The following is a 17770-nucleotide window of genomic DNA, read 5'->3' on the forward strand; positions in this document are numbered from 1 at the left end:
CTGCGCCGCAGATTTATTCGCGAATAAGAGTCGTCGTAGAGGAAAGCGTGAAAAACAGAACCCTGGGAAGTATTTTTATCGTCGCCGGAACGACAATTGGCGCAGGAATGCTGGCCATGCCACTGGCCGCCGCTGGCGTGGGATTTGGCATGACCCTGCTGCTGCTGGGCACCCTGTGGGCGTTAATGTGTTACACCGCCCTGCTGCTGCTTGAGGTTTACCAGCACGTGCCCGCCGATACCGGCCTGGGTTCTCTTGCGTCGCGCTACCTGGGACGTTACGGCCAGTGGATAACCGGCTTTAGCATGATGTTCCTGATGTACGCCCTGACTGCCGCTTACATCAGCGGAGCCGGGGAATTGATCGCGTCCAGCGTTAACGACTGGTTCGGCTCTGACATTACCCCGGCGACGGGGGCTATCTTCTTTGCCCTCATCGGCGGCGGCGTGGTCTGCGTGGGGACATCGCTGGTCGATCTGTTTAACCGTTTCCTGTTCAGCGCCAAAATTCTGTTTCTGGTTGTCATGCTGGCCCTGCTGGCACCGCATGTTCATAAGGTCAATCTGTTGACGCTGCCGCTGGAAAAAGGGCTGGCGCTTTCCGCAATCCCGGTGATTTTCACCTCGTTTGGCTTCCACGGCAGCGTGCCAAGCATCGTCAGCTATATGAACGGCGATATTCGCAAGCTGCGCCGCGTCTTTGTTATCGGAAGCGCGATCCCGCTTATTGCCTACATTTTCTGGCAACTGGTTACGCTGGGCAGCATTGACTCTTCAACCTTTATTGGGCTGATGGCACAGCATGCGGGTCTGAACGGTTTTCTGCTGGCGCTGCGGGAGGTCGTCACCTCCCCGCACGTTGAGCTGGCGGTACACCTGTTTGCCGACCTGGCGCTGGCGACCTCGTTCCTCGGCGTGGCGCTCGGCCTGTTCGACTATCTGGCCGACCTGTTCCAGCGCCGCAATACCGCAGCCGGACGCTTACAGACCGGGGCAATCACCTTCCTGCCGCCGCTGGCCTTCGCCCTCTTCTATCCTCGCGGGTTTGTGATGGCGCTGGGGTACGCGGGGGTGGCACTGTCGGTTCTGGCCCTGCTCCTCCCTTCCCTGCTGGCATGGAAGAGTCGCCAGCAGCATCCTCAACAGGGTTACCGCGTGGCTGGGGGGAAACCGCTGCTGTGCGTTGTGTTTGGCTGTGGGGTGGTGATTATTCTGGTGCAGGTGTTGATTGCAGCGGGAATGCTGCCGGAAGTGGGTTAACGATAAAGGGGCTATCATTAGCCCCTTTTTTGTCAGTGCAGACAGCAGCTCTTAAACTTCTTTCCGCTGCCGCAAGGACACGGATCGTTACGCCCAACCTTCGTGCCATTTACCATCGGCTTCTTCACTTCCGGCTGCTGCGGGTTGTTGACCCAGTAGTTATACAAGCGCAGCGCCGCAGGCTGGATACGTTCAATGCTGGCTGCATATTCTTCTTCGGTCAACTCATCCAGTTCGCCGCCGATCTCTTCGCTACCGTGCAGCGCAATCACATCCAGATCGGCCTTTAGCTCGTCCGGCAAGGCTGACCAGTCCGTCAGCGCCACGCCGCGCATGTAGCCATAGCACCACTCTTCCACCACGGTATAGGTCTCACCGTCAACGTCGTTATAGCCAAACATCGGTTCGAACTGGTCCGGATATTCGCTCAGGCGTTCGGCAATATCGTTCATATGCTTAAAGCAAAGATCGATAAAACGGTTCATCTCGCGGTCGTTTTTCCAGCGCGGAATGTACTTCTCACCACCCCATACCGCCACCAGCCAGGTATCTGGCTCAACGACAACAGGACCGGAAAGCACTGCGGTAAGCATGCCGTCCAGTTCAGACACGTCAAGCACGGACGCATCATCATGACCGTAAGACATTAATGTCTCTTCAAGCCACGCCATTTCGCTTTCATTTAATGGGCCTTCAGTCATCGCTGACACTCCTGATAAAAAGAAAACGATCCTAACACATCTCTCACGCCTCTCCGGGCTGAAGTTTAGGTCTTTATTGCCGCAAAAACGTGCAAATCGTGACCTTTGCACAACTTATGGGCTTTATTGTTAACGATATGTGATCTCCGCTGTAATTTCTTCTCGTCCCGCAAGGCGGCATAACGCGGCGCTCTATACTCAAACATGTCACAAGCCCGTCAATGGGTTAACCATTCTGGCAACGTTTTTGCTTAGTGTTCTTCGCGCGATGCTGCGCAGGGAAACCTCGCCGTACTCTGCAGGATGCCGTCTGTATCTCGTTCGTTTAGTGCATTTTGTTCTTGCTCGTGTTTTGGATTGGCTGCGCCGTCGGGCGTTCGGGTTTACGCCGTGGTGCAAAAACCTCTTTGCTAAGGAACATAATAATGTCGCTGAAATTTATCAGAACTCCGCTTTCTCTCGTGTTGGCCGGTTGCCTGGTGACGGCGTTTTCCGCCAGGGCAGATATCGTGATTGGCGTGGCCGGGCCGTTCACGGGCCCCAATGCCACCTACGGCGATCAGTACTGGCACGGCGCAACGCAGGCCGCTGAAGACATTAACGCCGCAGGCGGTATCAACGGTGAGAAGATCAAACTGGTTCAGGGAGATGACGCCTGCGAGCCTAAGCAGGCCGTGGCCGTCGCCAACCGTTTAGTTGACCAGGATAAAGTCAACGCCGTGGTCGGCCATTTCTGCTCCTCCTCCACGATGCCCGCCTCCGAGGTTTACAGCGATGCGGGGATCATCGCCATCACCCCGGGCTCGACTAACCCGTTGATTACCGAACGCGGCATGAGCGACATGTTCCGCATGTGCGGCCGCGATGACCAGCAGGGTCAGGTAGCCAGCGACTTCATCATCGACAAGCTGAAAGCGAAACGGGTGGTGATCATTCACGATAAAGACACCTACGGACAAGGTCTGGCAGACGCCACTAAAGCGGCGCTGGCGAAACGCGGGGTTCAGGATGTGATGTACGAGGGGCTTTCGCGCGGTGAGAAAGACTTTAACGCGCTGGTGACCAAGATTGGCGCGCAAAAACCGGATGTGGTGTTCTTCGGGGGCTGTCATCCGGAAGCCGGCCCGCTGGTTCGCCAGATGCGCGAACAGGGCGTACAGGCCAAATTCTTCTCCGGGGACTGTATTGTCAACGAAGAGATGGTGACCGCGGCGGGTGGCCCGCAGTACACCAATGGCATTTACATGACTTTCGGGAAAGATCCGCGCCTGATCCCGGACGGTAAAGCGGTTATCGAGAAATTCCGCGCCGGTAAATTCGAGCCGGAAGGTTACACCCTTTACTCTTATGCCTCCGTACAGGCGATAGCGGCGGCCTTCAAGGCCACCGGCGGCAAAGACGCTGCGAAAGCCAGCGAGTGGCTGAAAGCCAATTCCGTCGACACGGTGATGGGCAAAAAAGCCTGGGACAGCAAAGGCGACCTGAAGGTCTCTGACTATGTGGTTTACCAGTGGGACGACAAAGGAAAATATAAGGAAGTGCAGTAACAGGACGGAGTCACGCTCAACGCCGGCGGGCACGCCTGCCGGCGCGTAATAAACATCAGGCTGCGCGGCTCGCGCAGCCTATAAAACGAGCGCGCTAAAATGAGTACATTCTTCCTGCAACAGTTGATCAATGGCTTAACGCTGGGTTCCGTCTACGGCTTAATCGCCATCGGTTACACCATGGTGTACGGCATTATCGGCATGATTAATTTCGCCCACGGCGAAGTGTATATGATTTCTGCCTATCTTTGCGCCATTGGCCTGGCGCTGCTCTCCTTCTTCGGTCTGCAGTCGTTCCCGCTGCTGATCCTCGGGACGCTGGTGTTCACCATTGTGGTCACCGGCGTATACGGCTGGACTATCGAGCGCATTGCCTATAAGCCGCTACGTAACTCCACGCGCCTGGCCCCGCTGATCTCCGCCATCGGGATGTCGCTTATCCTGCAAAACTACGCCCAGCTAAGCCAGGGCCCGCGCCAGCAAGGGGTTCCTACCATGCTGGACGGCGTTATTCGTCTGCATCTGGGCGATGGGTTCGTTCAGATAACCTACACCAAGGTATTTATTCTGCTCGCCTCGTTTACCGGCATGCTGGTGCTCACCTGGGTAATCAACCATACCCGGCTTGGGCGAATGTGCCGGGCAGTGCAGCAGGATCGTAAAATGGCCTCCATTCTGGGCATTAATACCGACCGGATCATTTCGCTGGTATTTGTTATCGGCGCGGCGATGGCTGGCCTGGCAGGCGTGCTGATCACCATGAATTACGGCACCTTTGATTTCTACGTCGGGTTTGTGATTGGCATTAAAGCCTTTACGGCGGCGGTACTGGGCGGCATCGGTTCCCTGCCCGGCGCGATGCTCGGCGGTCTGATCCTCGGCGTGGCGGAAGCGCAATTCTCCGGCATTGTGAACTCGGACTATAAGGATGTGTTCTCGTTTGGGCTGCTGGTGATGATCCTGATTTTCCGTCCCCAGGGGCTGCTTGGCCGCCCGATTGTGGCCAAAGTGTGAGGGAGAATAAAATGGAATCGCACGCTTTTTCTCTTAAACGCTGCATCCTGGACGCGATTTTTTCCGGGCTGATTGCGCTGATTATTTTCGGTCCCATTGCGGGCGTGGTGCTGGACGGATATAGCTTTAACTTCGACGGGCAGCGTCTGGCCTGGATGGTCGGCATCGTGATGTTGGGGCGTTTTCTGTTAAGCGCTTTTTTAGCTACCCCTGCCGGCACCCGTTTCCAGTCTCGCTTCGAGGCCGACAGCGCGGGGGTGTATGTCCGGCCGCCAGAGTACAAAAGCCGCCTGCGCTGGATTATTCCCCTGGTCATTACCCTTGCGATTTGCTTCCCGTTTGTCGCCACCAAATATGTGTTGACCGTCGCCATTCTCGGGCTGATCTACGTTCTTCTCGGTCTGGGGCTGAACATCGTCGTGGGTCTGGCCGGTCTGCTGGACCTGGGGTATGTCGCGTTCTATGCAATTGGGGCGTACGGTCTGGCGCTGGGGTACCAGTATCTCGGCTTAGGCTTCTGGAGCATGCTGCCGCTGGCGGCAATCATGGCCGCCGCCAGCGGCGCCCTGCTCGGTTTCCCGGTGCTGCGCATGCACGGGGATTATCTGGCCATCGTCACCCTTGGGTTCGGGGAGATCATCCGCCTGATACTGAACAACTGGCTGAGGTTCACCGGTGGGCCCAATGGCGTATCAGCCCCTCCCCCCACCTTTTTCGGTCTGGAATTTGGTCGGCGGGCAAAAGAAGGGGGCGTGCCCTTCCATGAGTTTTTCCACCTGACCTACAACCCGAATATGAAATTTATCTTTATCTACGCGGTGCTCTTTCTGGTGGTGATGCTGGTGCTCTATATCAAGCACCGCCTGACGCGAATGCCGATCGGCCGGGCGTGGGAAGCGCTACGGGAAGACGAAATTGCCTGTCGCTCAATGGGGCTGAATCATGTGCTGGTCAAGCTGTCGGCCTTTACGCTGGGCGCATCGACCGCGGGCATTGCCGGGGTGTTCTTCGCCACCTACCAGGGGTTCGTGAATCCGACCTCATTTACGTTTTTTGAATCCGCGCTGATCCTCGCCATCGTCGTGCTGGGCGGGATGGGCTCGACGCTGGGCGTAGTGCTGGCCGCTTTTGTGCTCACGGTGACGCCAGAGCTGCTGCGCAGTTTCGCTGAGTACCGCGTCCTGCTGTTTGGCATGCTGATGGTAGTGATGATGATCTGGCGTCCTCGCGGGTTAATCCGCATTAACCGCAGCGGATATACCGTGCGTAAGGGCGTCGCGCCATGAACGAAACGATATTACGCGTTGAACACCTGATGATGCACTTCGGCGGGATTAAGGCGCTAAATGACGTTAATCTGGACGTTCAGCGCGGATCAATCACCGCCCTTATTGGGCCCAACGGGGCGGGAAAAACCACCGTGTTTAACTGCCTGACGGGCTTCTACAGAGCCTCAGGCGGCAACATTTTATTTAATACCCGCAGTAAAACGACCAACGTCATTCAGGTACTCGGACAGAAATTCCAGCCAGGCGACTGGATTAACCCTGCCAGGTTCGGGCAACGTCTTTTCTACAAAATGTTTGGCGGAACCCACCTGGTCAACCGCGCAGGGCTCGCGCGCACGTTTCAAAACATTCGCCTTTTTCGCGAGATGTCGGTCGTCGAAAATCTGCTGGTCGCGCAGCATATGCGCGTCAACCGCAATCTGCTTGCCGGGATTTTAAATACCCCCGCCTACCGCCGGGCGGAAAACGACGCCCTGGACAGGGCCTTCTACTGGCTGGAGGTGGTGGATCTGGTGGAGTGTGCCAATCGCCTGGCGGGAGAGATGTCGTACGGCCAGCAGCGCCGTCTGGAAATTGCGCGCGCCATGTGCACCGGGCCGGAAATGATCTGCCTGGATGAACCCGCCGCCGGGCTTAACCCGGTTGAAACGCATAAGCTGAGCAGCATAATTCGTTTTCTGCGGGATCGCCATGACATCACGGTTTTACTGATTGAGCATGATATGGGGATGGTGATGGAGATTTCAGACGACATTATTGTGCTCGACCACGGCGATGTGATTGCGAGAGGAAAACCCGAGCAGATCCAGCATGATGAAAAAGTGATTGCCGCCTATCTGGGCACGGATGAAAGCGAGGTCACCCTATGAGCGAACCGCTGCTCGCCTTTCGCGAGGTGGACGTTTTTTACGGCGTCATTCAGGCGCTGAAACAGGTTTCGCTGGAGGTGAATAAAGGGGAAACCGTGGCGCTGATTGGCGCAAACGGCGCCGGAAAATCGACACTGCTGATGTCCATCTTTGGCCAGCCCCGCGTCCGCAGCGGGCAGATCCTGTTCGGTGGTGAAGATATCAGCCATAAATCCACCCACTACGTCGCCTCCGGCGGCATTGCCCAGGCACCTGAGGGGCGACGTATCTTTCCCGATATGACCGTGGAAGAGAATCTGCTGATGGGTACCATCCCCATCGGCAGCCAGTTTGCCGTGGACGATATGCAAACCATGTTTGACCTCTTCCCTCGTCTTAAAGAGCGGCGTAAACAGCGCGCGATGACGATGTCCGGCGGAGAACAGCAGATGTTAGCCATTGCCCGGGCGCTGATGAGCCGTCCGAAACTGCTGCTGCTGGATGAACCCAGCCTGGGCTTAGCGCCCATTGTCGTGAAGCAGATTTTCCAGACGCTGCGCGAGCTGGCCCAAAGCGGGATGACCATTTTTCTGGTGGAGCAGAATGCACACCATGCATTGAAGCTGTCTGACCGTGGGTATGTGATGGTTAACGGCCAGATCCGCCTGAGCGGCAGCGGCGAGGAGCTGTTGGGGAATCAGGAGGTGAGGAAGGCGTATCTGGGCGGGGTGTGATTTGATACAAAGAAGCCTTTAAAAATATTTTGATATAAATAACAATGAGATATTCACAAAATGTATAGCACGCAATGCCTTGAGATAGCCTGAGTTTGTTGATTTATTAGTCTCTGACGATCACGTCAAACTCACTGAAAAGGAGCGTTCAGAATGGCTATACCCGCATACCTTTGGCTTAAAGATGATGGTGGCGCAAACATCAAAGGGTCTGTCGATGTCCAATACCGTGAAGGTAGTATTGAAGTTCTTGGATTTGGGCATGGTTTACATCTTCCGACTGATAGCGCAACCGGCAAAATTACAGGTACACGAATTCACTCCGCATTACATTTTGAAAAAGAATTCGATTCATCAAGCCCCTATCTTTATAAAGCTGTGGCGCACGGGCAAACGTTACAATCAGCTGAATTTAAATGGTACAGGATTAACGATGCTGGGCAGGAAGTTGAATACTTCAATATGTTTCTTGAAGGGGTAAAAGTAGTTTCTGTATGCCCCGTCATGCACGATGTGAAAGATCCCGCCACTGAAAAGCACAATCATCTTGAAAGCATATCTTTGCGCTATGAACGCATCACCTGGAAGCACTGCGACGGAAATATCATATTTACTGATTCGTGGGCAGACAGATGATTCGTTGCTATTTTCATATCAATAACGGGCAACTCTCTTCGTTAAGTTGTCCTGGGGTGGGTTTCTTTGCTGCCTACTCAGGCAATAGAGGGAAGCACAGGAACAACCCAGACTCGATCGCAATATCCAAAAGGGGTCCCCTTCCTCCGGGAAAGTACTACATCGTCGCCCGTTCGCGCGGCGGATGGAAAACCAGACTGAATGATTTCTATAAATCCCTGGAAAGTGGTTCAGATCGCAAGTTGTGGTTTGCCCTGTTTCGTGAAGATGATCGGATTGATGATACTTCCCTTGTTGGAGATGTTGAGCGCGGAGCATTTCGCCTACATCCCGCAGGCCATAATGGAAACAGCGATGGATGTATTTCAATTGTTTCGTTGTCAGACTATATGATCCTCTGGAGGGCACTCGTTAAATCTCCACCAGTAATGATTACCGCCCAACTGAAAGCGTTCGGGACGATACAGGTATATTGATGAAACCTCTTTCACGTCTGCTTGTCTGGTTCGCAGAACTCTCAACGCTTTTCATGTCTTATTCAGTGCTTTGTTTCTTTCTGCCGGACCTGGAGATATACGATTGGTATGTAAAAAGATATGGCTATGTGTTGGAGGAAGATTTTCTTGATTACTACACGCTGACTCTATTCACCGTTTCGATTATGTTAACGACTATATTGATATGGATAGCAGCGATAGTGCATCAAAAGCGTTCGGAGAAAAAACGTTTAACACAACCCTCAAAAACCATGTTGTAGCGATGGTGAGAGAAAAAGATAAAAGTCTTCTGGGCTTGCTCAGAGGACTTTTGTGTCAAAGGGGATTCTGTAAATCCAAACCTCAGAAAGCCAGATTACAACTTGGGAAAAATGCCAATCAAATCGTATTAAGGCAAAAACAGGCACAAAAAAACCACCTTTCGGTGGTTTCACGACACTGCTTATTGCTTTGATTATTCTTTGTTTCCCATGGTACCCGGAGTGGGACTTGAACCCACACAGCGCGAACGCCGAGGGATTTTAAATTGGTTGTTAAAAACAATAAAATCAAGAAGATACAAATTTTTTCCGAACATACTTCAAAAACTTACCACATAAAATACATGCACTTATAACCATTTCTCTCCACATCTTCGGAATGGATAATGAATAAAAATTCGCTATTCCGTAGCCCTGTACCACTCCTGCCAGCGATAGATGTTTGTCCGCAGCTCGCGCACACACTCAGTCGTCTGAGTGTCCGCCTGCAGGTCTTCGTCGCTATCCCGCCCGGCGTTACTTGCCTTGCACGGCGGGCTCATCAAATCCTGGGATATTGTTGGCCGCGTCGATTGCTCTCTGCCGCAGCTGCACAGAGTGATCGTCAAAATCGCACTTAATATGATTCGGGTCGTTAACATATTTCACCACGTCTCGGTAAATGGTCCGGTAAATCACCTTGCCCTCTGCGCTGGCCGCTGCCGCTTTCTGCTCCCCGGTGGCGACGGCTTTCTCAGCCTTTTTGTTCTTTGCTGTATGCTCGCTGTTTACCTTGTCGCTGTGCGCATACCAGCCTTTCAGGTAACCAGCATGATACGTACCAGCAAACATCCCAAGCAGAACGGCCAGCACTAACAGCTTTGCTTTAATGGTCACTGGTCTATCCCCCAGCATGTCAGTGCGCTTTCCTGATCCCGGCGCTCAACCTGACCATAGCAACCGTTCTTCTGGCCTTTAGTCAGTCTGCAATCGCGGCCGCCGTCTTTAATCCACCAGCGGATTGCCTCGCATGCACCTATGCGGTCGCCTGCATTAATGCGCCTGTAGAAGGTCGAAGGGAAGCATTTACCCGGACCAATGTTGTACGGGCAGAAGGATGCGATACCTACCTTCTGCGGCTCCGTCAGAGGCACTTTGATATTGCGATCAACCCAAGCTAATGCCTTATCACGCTCAATAGCGTTAACCTTGCGGCATTGTTCATCTGTGGCCGTCATGCCTTTTACAACACGCCTGCCATCGATGACAGTCACGCCGTGACATAAAGACCAGACACCACCTGGATCAACAACGGCCACCAGCGCATTGCCTTCTTTTTCGCTGATGAACTGGTCAAACAGCACAGGAGCTGAAGCGCCAGCGGCGATGAGGGATAGCATGGCTGCGCTGAGTTTAGTTTTGCTGGTAGCCATTATCACGGGCCTCTTTTCGACGATCGTCTTTGATTTTGAAATACAGGTTGGTCAGATACGTCAGTAAACCAAAGAGAATACTTGCAAGAACGCCGATTGCAGCCCACTGGCTGGGGCTCACTTTATCGAGTAGTTGCAACAGCCAGTACCCAAAGCTGCCAATAGATGTGCCGTAGGATAGTCCTGCCGCTATGTCTGATAGGTTGTTCATCCTCATGCCTCACCCCCTGTGGGGAAAATATTTGTGTGAGCCGAGGGTAAGCGTGGAGACCGGTCGGAATCCCGACCATATAGAGGAGGTCGATTAGGTTAGTGACAAGTGCTAAACTCTTTGCCTTTCAGAATAGACTGATTCTCATAATGTTAAAGCTCTTCGCTAAGTACACATCGATCGGTGTCATAAACACGCTCATTCACTGGGTTGTGTTCGCTATTTGCATATATGCATTTCACACAGGCCAGGCACTTGGCAACTTCGCCGGGTTCGTCGTGGCGGTGTCATTCAGCTTCTTTGCAAACGCCAGGTTCACGTTCAAGTCCTCCACTACAACCATGCGTTACATGCTTTATGTTGGATTCATGGGCTCGCTGAGCGCGGCTGTTGGTTGGGCTGCCGATAAGTCCGGCATGGTTCCGATCGTGACTCTGATTGTTTTCTCCGCCATCAGTCTGGTGTGCGGTTTTATTTATTCAAAGTTCATTGTCTTTAGGGATGCGAAATGAAAATTTCTCTGGTTGTTCCCGTCTTTAACGAAGAAGACGCGATACCTATTTTTTATAAAACTGTTCGGGAATTTGAAGGGCTTCAGCAGCATGAAGTAGAGATAGTATTCATCAATGACGGCAGTAAAGACGCGACAGAGTCAATTATAAACGCGCTTGCTATTGCCGATCCGCTTGTGGTCCCTCTGTCATTTACAAGAAACTTCGGTAAAGAGCCCGCTCTGTTCGCCGGCCTTGATCACGCTACAGGTGAAGCAATCATCCCTATTGACGTTGATTTGCAGGACCCGATCGAAGTTATTCCGCACCTGATTGAAAAATGGCAGGGCGGAGCCGATATGGTTCTGGCTAAACGCTCTGATCGCTCTACCGATGGAAGACTGAAACGCAAGACCGCCGAGTGGTTCTACAAACTGCACAACAAAATCAGCAATCCAAAGATCGAGGAAAACGTTGGCGACTTCCGCCTGATGTCTCGCGAGGTCGTAGAGAACATTAAGCTCATGCCAGAACGTAACCTGTTCATGAAGGGTGTTTTGAGCTGGGTGGGCGGCCGCACTGATGTCGTGGAATATGCCAGAGCAGAACGAGTGGCCGGCAGCACGAAGTTTAACGGATGGAAGTTGTGGAACCTTGCACTTGAAGGGATCACCAGCTTCTCTACCTTTCCGTTACGCGTGTGGACGTATATTGGTCTGATTGTAGCGGGAGTTGCTTTCTTGTACGGCGCCTGGATGATTGTCGATACACTGGCTTTCGGAAACGATGTTAGAGGCTATCCTTCTCTACTGGTTTCCATTCTTTTCCTCGGTGGCGTCCAGTTGATCGGGATTGGCGTTCTTGGCGAGTACATTGGCAGGATTTATGTGGAGGTTAAACACAGACCTCGTTACATAATTAAAAAGGGTAATTAAGTTATGAATTACAATAGAAACAATAAAATCACATCCATTATTATGTATGCTATTTCTTTTTCTTTCTTGGCATTTATAATATCAAGATACTTTCCAATAAACTCTGATTATGCCAATAGTCCATTAGTATGGAGAGAGTTTTTAGATAAGGGAGCGTCTTCTTTTTTTGACTGGAGACCCACTCCAGATAATTGGTATTTTACTGTATACCCAATTAACTTCGCAATATTCTTTTTGCTAGGAGATGATGGTGTAATTCCGTTGCTGATTTCTACTATATTATTTGCAGCACTAGTTACATTGTTTTCTTCTGAGATATCTAAAATATCAAATGGAAAGTGGAGCTATGTTTCGGTTATCGTAGGAACTACATTATTGCCTCAGATAATGTTAACTGATGGGTTTGTTGCTCATCCATTTGCGCATTATTCAACTGCTGCGTATGGATTTCTAATGTTGTTGCTGTTTACCAAAAACCTATCAAAGAACAGCATTTACATAACAACGATAATAGCCGTTATAGGTTTGATTGCGAACTCATCTGATATGTGGATCGCACCTACATTCTTTATGCCAATACTTCTTGTTGAGATCTACCTATTCCTTTCAAAGGAAAGGAGAGTATCTCATCTTTGTGTAATGGCCGCCTTTTTTGGATTATCAATTACTCATGTTTTGCCTATTCTGATGGGCTTCGACATACAAAAGTTTGAAATTGTTGATATCAGTATGATGTTGCAGAACATTTATGGCTCAATAATATTGATAGGGGAAACAATAAATATTTCCGTAATGAAAGGCAATATATTTTATATTGCTTCGTTCTTTGTAATGTTGTTTTTGGTACTTATTTCTGTTTGGATTGGATGGATAAGTGGTGGAATTAAGAGATATGTAACAATTACATTATTCCTTTCTTTGCTCGGAATTGTGTCTTCATACATTATAAGCAATAATTCGTCTTTCCCAGGCCCACCACGTTTTTTTGTAAACGTAATTCCATGTGTATTCGCGATACTAGCAATTAATCTATCGGGAAGATATAGTAGGTTACTATTAGTAATAACTATTCTATTTGCTGTTACATCCATAAACTCGTATGAAACGAAAAAGTGGTGGGCGAAAGGTGTAATAACTGAGAATAATCAATACATTGATTTCTTAAAGAAACATGACTTGCAATATGGTTTCGGTGATTTCTGGGATAAGTCAATGACTGTTAACTGGCTTAGTCGAGGGGATGTAAAGATATTCCCTATATTCATTCGTGATGGATATAGGCTGGACCCATATGCAGTGAGGTGGCAAACAATGCGATCATGGCATACCGAAGAATTCCTAAATGCTCTTCCGAAGAGACAATTCTTCGCTATATCTAAAGGTAGAGAATGTTCAGACGTAGAAAAGTGCGTCATTGGTATACAGGAGCGCTATGGTTACGCCAGTGAAGTGCTCACATTTAAAAAAATGACTATTCTAGTTTATGATGATGGTATTCCATTTTGAATTAAAGCCCCCTTTCGGGGCTTTTTTTATGCGCTTATGGCTCCGTAATTTTTCCATCCTGATGCTGTGTATATCTTTCCTATGTAACCACCCGCTGATGGTGTAGTATTGTCATTAACCACATCTCCTACCCCCCAAATTGCAGTGCCTGTTATTGTATCACCACCTCCTTTCGGCGTTACACCGGCTATGTTCCTCTTTTGGAAGTTTGCCGTGGAGATTAGTCTATTGGTTGTCGTACCATTGTGCACGATACTAGATAAGTCGGAATCATGAATTATGCACGTCTCACGATCAATGTTTGTGTTTACGCAGAAAACACCCCATGTAATAGCAGCACCATGACCACTTGATACTGATAGACGGGCTGATTTTATAAATGTAGAGGAACCTAAACCATCACTCTGAATAGTTTGAACCAGCCCTACATCGCTACCAACTGACATCAATGTAGGGGTGAAAGCGCGCAAAACAAAATCAAGGCCATTAACATCACCTATCACTGCGCCTCGCTGAAATATCCTAGGGGTTACAGATATTTTTGAATTTACAATCCTGGCAATACCTCCAACCTCAGTCCATGCCTTGATGCCAATTGCTGCTCCCTGATAAAACCGCTCAGTAGAAATATTGATATCTGCATTATAACAGGCATCAATTTGAGCACCAATCGGAGAGTTTGCAGTGTAATTTGATAAGCATCGAATATGTGATGATCCTATGTACAAACCATCAGCACCCATAAGAAGCGATCCACGCAGTTTATTGTTATTTGAAGAAATATACTCCATCACAATTTCCATCTTCGAAATAGAGATGTTTCTAACAACCATATTCCCAGTATTTACCTTACCAAAAATAGTAAAACCTGTTCCACATGAGCGAGAGTAATAGCTATCAATCTGGATGTTAGTACATGGCTGGTAGCTATAATTTGGTTCAATATCCAAACCACCTGGCTGCATAACCGTGCCAATGCGTCCACCATGCTTATACGAAACAAATGTGCCTATGGAAACGCCATCCGCGCAAATAATGCTCATCGCATTTCTACCGTCATAGTCAGAGTTTACGCTCTCTACTAATGGATATGTCATGTTTGATGGAGGTGTTGAATCTTGGTTACCATGCGCTGCATTAAGATAAATTCCATCACCTCTTGTTTCTTTGAAAAATAATGACAATACGTGATTTTTCCCGCCATAGGAATGTATATTATGGATGTGTTCATCGGCTATCTTAGATGTCCTTACACCATCAATTCTTATCTCTCCAGTGAGGTCACTTACTTCTTTCAGGTAAAGAACATATCCAGATGAAGGGTCCCATGAATCTACAACAGTGGCAGGCTTTGTTCCATCTCCCCAGTGCTTAACATACCCATGCCATTTGAATTTCAAACCATTATGTTGCGAGGTACAAATTAATCCAGCAGCAGATGGGGAAACATTTACGGGAATATACGCTTCGGCCCCAGATTGAGCGCAGCAATCTAACCATAATTGCAACTTTGTTGTCTCATCACTACCATCAGCCACAACGCCGAATTGACGACAATCAATGGTTCCGTCGTGGCGAAGGTACCATCCATTTCCAGTTGCATCGTAAAACTTGAGCTCATTGCCAGTTGATGGCGCACCAGTTGTGCCATCACTAAAATATGTCGCAGCACCAACACCGAGCGTATGGTGCCCACGCGTCATGATGTACTTTGACTGCCCTGCTTTCGCCGTTTTGGCATCTGCAAAGAAGTTGACGACATACACAGAGCCCCCGACTAGAGTAGACCCGGTTGGTTTGGCGAGCTCGATCATGACATCAGAAGCAGAACCCGAAGCAGGCAATACGGTTATTGGCTGCCCAGAGGCATTGAACGCCAGCAGCTGGTTAGCACGCTGGTCAGCTGCTGGCAGAACATCGACGTAGCTCTCTGGCACGCGCAAAGCGCGGACCAGACCCACGTTATCAACGTAATTTTTAGTTGCAGCATCCTGAGCGTTTAACGGATCGGCCAGACCTGAAATACGATACCCTTCCGCGTTGTAGGGACCACCAAAGAGAGGTCGACGGAGCGCCAGCCCTAAATAAATAAACAAGCGCTGGATAGCCATCCACAGGCGATCAAAGTCCTTGTTTACCGTGTCAGCCAGTAGATCGCCATTGTCCTGGTAGTCGGTCAAACGATACGTCGGCACAACACGCTCCAGCATCACCACAGCGCCGCTGACCGGCGGTGTAATAAAGATGACATCCCCGCCACCGACGTTCCCCGCCCCTGAAACACTAAACCCACTGGTAACAACTGCACCATTAATCGTGACCTGAATATCACCAGGGTTAATGACGTAAAATTCGAAAGGAAAAACGGTCGTCAGACCGTTGGCGTTATAAATAATATAGGGCGTCTGATTGGGCACCGACATAGCGTGAACCTCCGGCAGGGTTAGTAATCGACCTCGACCTCATGGTCTCCGTCACTTAACTGCCAATGTTCGCGCGACTGCCCGGTCGGAATCCCGACCACTTTCCCTATGCGTACTGGAGTCTGACTAATCGCTCCCGCGCCAGAGTCTATAAAGTCGTCCGGCTGGTTGGTCAGCGCCGGGTTAAAGTCACGCATCTGGTCGTACACAGGGCCGTCGAGCACGTCAGTATGCGCCCACAGGAATCGCGACGACAGCGGCGCTTCAAACGCATCAAGGATGCGTTTTTGTTTATTGGTGACGCTGAACTCCTCCCTGACGCCGCAGCCGGTACCCTTAAGCGCCTGACGCAATAACTTACCGGCGAAGCTGCCGGGGCCGTTTACCTCAACACATACAACCGGGATCTGGTATCGGAGCACTAGCTCTTTAATCTGCGCTACCTGCCCGCCGGTAATTTTGTCGTTATCGTCGAATTCCGCCAGCTCTCCCGTAAGCTCCTGGCAGACATGCCAGTACAGGTGGCCGCGTGCGTCGGTAAGTATCAGAGAAAACGCCGAGGCGTCGGCCTTAACTTTACCGGTTGCCACATCCCACCAGGCGACCGCACCAACGATTTGCACGTTACCCAGCCACAGCGAAGCCGTACGGTTCGCATAGCGAATTTGAGGATGAATGTTGTATTCCCGGATGCGGTCAGGGTCGAGGCGAACGTCTCCGACAGGTTTACTGTGTAGCTGATACTGGCTATCCCACTCGTTAATCGTGCGGGTTTCTTTGCGGCGGTTCTCCATTTCTTCACGGGTGAACCGTTCAGGCCAGGCGCAGTCTGCATAAAAATCGATAACCGTGTCCGGTGCGGCCGCGAACTCAACGCTGCTTGCCGTAATTTTGTAGTCGACATCTTCCACCAGCAGACGGGCACTTTTATGGATCCCGGCGAAAACATATTCCGGCCGGAAAGATAACTCGTAGCGCAGCTGCGTTGCGTCTTTCGCCTCTATGCGTTTTTCTTTCTCAAACAGCCGGATGGTAAGACAGTCAGCGCCCATAGACTCCACCTCATCATAAAGGCTGTCATGCGTGTGCGGCGTACCAATGTAGAGCTTGCGACCACCGGGGATCAGGATGTGCGTTTGCTCACCAAGGCGATAGCGCAGCTTTTCACGCGCCTCCGGCGTCTGGATATTACGGGGCACCTCTACGTCATCGTTCTGACATTCGTTAGCTCGGGCGGAGGTAACGTTAGAAAGAATGCCTTTGGCGTACATGCTGCCGTTACGTAAATCCAGCGCACCATTGACCCACCACTGCTCTACCGTGCCCTGCCCGTCCGGTAACATGCCTTTGGTCAAAGGATGGTTGCGCAGAACGTTCTGCGTATCTCGGCTGGTTTTGTACGCGGTACCGTCGGATTCAGACTGGTGCAAAATACGGTACTGACGATCGCAGTAGTATCGCCAGGCGTTATAGACCGCAAGGATGGTTGATTTACCGAAACCACGGAAACAGCGAAGCACCGCGAGGTTGCCGCGATGCTCCAGCCAGTGGCAGGCTTGATAGTGGCAGTCTGGAACGTCCCAGTTCATTCGCTCCGCCCACATTAGAAAGAAGGCGAGGAACGAAATCATTTTTTCCCTTTCTGCAGACGCTCAATAATTGCGGCCGCTTCACGCTCAGCCTTCGATACCTGCTGACCCAGCGCAAAAGCTTCATCATCCTGCCCGGGGTTATCAGAAGGCGTACCGCCGCGCGTCTGCATACCAATAAGAGAATGCACTTTAATCAGCAGCGTCAGCGATGCCGCTGCGTTTTTCTTGTCCCAGTAGCGGTCGCCGCGTTCGTCTTTGGTCAGCTCGCTCGGTCTCTTCCCCGCCCCCGCCCAGTTATCCGGATCGGCTTCTTCGAGCACCACGTCGGTGAGTTTATCGCTCAGTGCGGTAAGGCGTGTTTTGTAATCCTGATGCATAAAAAAGCCCCGTAGTGAATACAGGGCTATGATGGAAC

18 protein-coding genes are annotated in these 17770 nt (G+C 50.7%); 11 read left to right on the forward strand and 7 right to left on the reverse strand.

Features of this window, described 5'->3' with window-relative positions:
- The first annotated feature begins 107 nt into the window (after positions 1-107).
- Positions 108-1259 carry a tyrosine transporter TyrP gene (tyrP, locus tag C5687_RS14800; protein WP_263575168.1) on the forward strand — a complete coding sequence of 384 codons (1152 nt, stop codon included), beginning with the start codon at positions 108-110 and terminating at the stop codon, positions 1257-1259.
- A gap of 32 nt (positions 1260-1291) precedes the next feature.
- Here tyrP and C5687_RS14805 read toward each other — a convergent pair whose 3' ends face one another.
- Entirely contained in the window at positions 1292-1960 is a 669-nt protein-coding gene (locus C5687_RS14805) for a YecA/YgfB family protein (protein WP_025760173.1), read from the reverse strand.
- A gap of 425 nt (positions 1961-2385) precedes the next feature.
- Here C5687_RS14805 and C5687_RS14810 point away from each other — a divergent pair, with 425 nt between their 5' ends.
- The 7 genes from C5687_RS14810 (at position 2386) to C5687_RS14840 (ending at position 8504) form a co-directional block, all read left to right on the forward strand.
- On the forward strand, positions 2386-3507 hold the full coding sequence (locus C5687_RS14810) for a branched-chain amino acid ABC transporter substrate-binding protein (RefSeq protein ID WP_104557206.1): 1122 nt from the start codon (positions 2386-2388) through the stop codon (positions 3505-3507).
- 99 nt (positions 3508-3606) lie between these two features.
- Positions 3607-4521, forward strand: a complete 915-nt coding sequence (locus C5687_RS14815) for an ABC transporter permease subunit (RefSeq protein WP_104557207.1) — start codon at positions 3607-3609, stop codon at positions 4519-4521.
- 11 nt (positions 4522-4532) lie between these two features.
- Positions 4533-5807: a high-affinity branched-chain amino acid ABC transporter permease LivM gene (gene livM / locus C5687_RS14820; protein WP_104557208.1), complete on the forward strand. Its 1275-nt coding sequence runs from the start codon at positions 4533-4535 to the stop codon at positions 5805-5807.
- Entirely contained in the window at positions 5804-6679 is an 876-nt protein-coding gene (locus tag C5687_RS14825) for an ATP-binding cassette domain-containing protein (protein ID WP_094919074.1), read from the forward strand. Before livM ends, C5687_RS14825 begins: the two co-directional genes overlap by 4 nt.
- Positions 6676-7392, forward strand: coding sequence for an ABC transporter ATP-binding protein (locus C5687_RS14830; protein ID WP_045285642.1), 717 nt, complete (start codon positions 6676-6678; stop codon positions 7390-7392). Before C5687_RS14825 ends, C5687_RS14830 begins: the two co-directional genes overlap by 4 nt.
- Before the next feature lie 153 nt (positions 7393-7545).
- Positions 7546-8028: an Hcp family type VI secretion system effector gene (locus C5687_RS14835; protein ID WP_059385035.1), complete on the forward strand. Its 483-nt coding sequence runs from the start codon at positions 7546-7548 to the stop codon at positions 8026-8028.
- Positions 8025-8504 carry a DUF2778 domain-containing protein gene (locus tag C5687_RS14840; protein ID WP_072049076.1) on the forward strand — a complete coding sequence of 160 codons (480 nt, stop codon included), beginning with the start codon at positions 8025-8027 and terminating at the stop codon, positions 8502-8504. Before C5687_RS14835 ends, C5687_RS14840 begins: the two co-directional genes overlap by 4 nt.
- A gap of 797 nt (positions 8505-9301) precedes the next feature.
- Here C5687_RS14840 and C5687_RS14850 read toward each other — a convergent pair.
- From C5687_RS14850 to C5687_RS14860, 3 genes are read right to left on the reverse strand one after another with little or no spacing between them, the layout of a single operon-like run.
- Positions 9302-9661 carry a hypothetical protein gene (locus C5687_RS14850; RefSeq protein WP_104557209.1) on the reverse strand — a complete coding sequence of 120 codons (360 nt, stop codon included), beginning with the start codon at positions 9659-9661 and terminating at the stop codon, positions 9302-9304.
- A complete protein-coding gene (locus C5687_RS14855; protein ID WP_104557210.1) occupies positions 9658-10197 on the reverse strand; it encodes a lysozyme in 540 nt (179 codons plus the stop codon). The genes C5687_RS14850 and C5687_RS14855 overlap by 4 nt, the downstream gene beginning before the upstream one ends.
- The gene (locus C5687_RS14860) at positions 10178-10408 is read right to left on the reverse strand and encodes a class II holin family protein (RefSeq protein WP_104557239.1); all 231 of its coding nucleotides are present in this window, start codon (positions 10406-10408) and stop codon (positions 10178-10180) included. The genes C5687_RS14855 and C5687_RS14860 overlap by 20 nt, the downstream gene beginning before the upstream one ends.
- Positions 10409-10557: 149 nt before the next feature.
- On the opposite strand from C5687_RS14860, the gene C5687_RS14865 reads away from it, so the two are divergent.
- The 3 genes from C5687_RS14865 to C5687_RS14875 are packed head-to-tail and all read left to right on the forward strand — an operon-like array spanning position 10558 to position 13340.
- Complete coding sequence (locus C5687_RS14865; RefSeq protein ID WP_104557240.1) at positions 10558-10920, forward strand: GtrA family protein; 363 nt, start codon at positions 10558-10560, stop codon at positions 10918-10920.
- Positions 10917-11834: a glycosyltransferase family 2 protein gene (locus tag C5687_RS14870; protein ID WP_104557211.1), complete on the forward strand. Its 918-nt coding sequence runs from the start codon at positions 10917-10919 to the stop codon at positions 11832-11834. The genes C5687_RS14865 and C5687_RS14870 overlap by 4 nt, the downstream gene beginning before the upstream one ends.
- Positions 11835-11837: 3 nt before the next feature.
- The gene (locus C5687_RS14875) at positions 11838-13340 is read left to right on the forward strand and encodes a hypothetical protein (RefSeq protein ID WP_146086283.1); all 1503 of its coding nucleotides are present in this window, start codon (positions 11838-11840) and stop codon (positions 13338-13340) included.
- 26 nt (positions 13341-13366) lie between these two features.
- On the opposite strand, the gene C5687_RS14880 is transcribed toward C5687_RS14875, so the two are convergent.
- From C5687_RS14880 to C5687_RS14890, 3 genes are read right to left on the reverse strand one after another with little or no spacing between them, the layout of a single operon-like run.
- Positions 13367-15763, reverse strand: coding sequence for a phage tail fiber domain-containing protein (locus C5687_RS14880; RefSeq protein WP_104557213.1), 2397 nt, complete (start codon positions 15761-15763; stop codon positions 13367-13369).
- A 20-nt stretch (positions 15764-15783) separates the two neighbouring features.
- Complete coding sequence (gene terL / locus C5687_RS14885; RefSeq protein ID WP_104557214.1) at positions 15784-17394, reverse strand: phage terminase large subunit; 1611 nt, start codon at positions 17392-17394, stop codon at positions 15784-15786.
- Positions 17391-17732, reverse strand: a complete 342-nt coding sequence (locus C5687_RS14890) for a hypothetical protein (RefSeq protein WP_104557215.1) — start codon at positions 17730-17732, stop codon at positions 17391-17393. Before C5687_RS14890 ends, terL begins: the two co-directional genes overlap by 4 nt.
- Positions 17733-17770: the final 38 nt, after the last annotated feature.

Source organism: Enterobacter sichuanensis (assembly GCF_002939185.1).
GTDB classification, from domain to species: Bacteria; Pseudomonadota; Gammaproteobacteria; order Enterobacterales; family Enterobacteriaceae; genus Enterobacter; species Enterobacter sichuanensis.

Bases quoted from the DNA above. Each gene is read 5' to 3' on its own strand.
- C5687_RS14810 (WP_104557206.1), top strand. From the start codon at position 2,386: ATGTCGCTGAAATTTATCAGAACTCCGCTTTCTCTCGTGTTGGCCGGT.
- C5687_RS14840 (WP_072049076.1), top strand. From the start codon at position 8,025: ATGATTCGTTGCTATTTTCATATCAATAACGGGCAACTCTCTTCGTTA.
- C5687_RS14815 (WP_104557207.1), top strand. From the start codon at position 3,607: ATGAGTACATTCTTCCTGCAACAGTTGATCAATGGCTTAACGCTGGGT.
- C5687_RS14835 (WP_059385035.1), top strand. From the start codon at position 7,546: ATGGCTATACCCGCATACCTTTGGCTTAAAGATGATGGTGGCGCAAAC.
- C5687_RS14880 (WP_104557213.1), bottom strand. From the start codon at position 15,763: ATGTCGGTGCCCAATCAGACGCCCTATATTATTTATAACGCCAACGGT.
- C5687_RS14805 (WP_025760173.1), bottom strand. From the start codon at position 1,960: ATGACTGAAGGCCCATTAAATGAAAGCGAAATGGCGTGGCTTGAAGAG.
- C5687_RS14865 (WP_104557240.1), top strand. From the start codon at position 10,558: ATGTTAAAGCTCTTCGCTAAGTACACATCGATCGGTGTCATAAACACG.
- tyrP (WP_263575168.1), top strand. From the start codon at position 108: ATGCTGGCCATGCCACTGGCCGCCGCTGGCGTGGGATTTGGCATGACC.
- C5687_RS14870 (WP_104557211.1), top strand. From the start codon at position 10,917: ATGAAAATTTCTCTGGTTGTTCCCGTCTTTAACGAAGAAGACGCGATA.
- livM (WP_104557208.1), top strand. From the start codon at position 4,533: ATGGAATCGCACGCTTTTTCTCTTAAACGCTGCATCCTGGACGCGATT.
- C5687_RS14855 (WP_104557210.1), bottom strand. From the start codon at position 10,197: ATGGCTACCAGCAAAACTAAACTCAGCGCAGCCATGCTATCCCTCATC.
- C5687_RS14825 (WP_094919074.1), top strand. From the start codon at position 5,804: ATGAACGAAACGATATTACGCGTTGAACACCTGATGATGCACTTCGGC.
- C5687_RS14830 (WP_045285642.1), top strand. From the start codon at position 6,676: ATGAGCGAACCGCTGCTCGCCTTTCGCGAGGTGGACGTTTTTTACGGC.
- C5687_RS14890 (WP_104557215.1), bottom strand. From the start codon at position 17,732: ATGCATCAGGATTACAAAACACGCCTTACCGCACTGAGCGATAAACTC.
- C5687_RS14860 (WP_104557239.1), bottom strand. From the start codon at position 10,408: ATGAACAACCTATCAGACATAGCGGCAGGACTATCCTACGGCACATCT.
- terL (WP_104557214.1), bottom strand. From the start codon at position 17,394: ATGATTTCGTTCCTCGCCTTCTTTCTAATGTGGGCGGAGCGAATGAAC.
- C5687_RS14875 (WP_146086283.1), top strand. From the start codon at position 11,838: ATGAATTACAATAGAAACAATAAAATCACATCCATTATTATGTATGCT.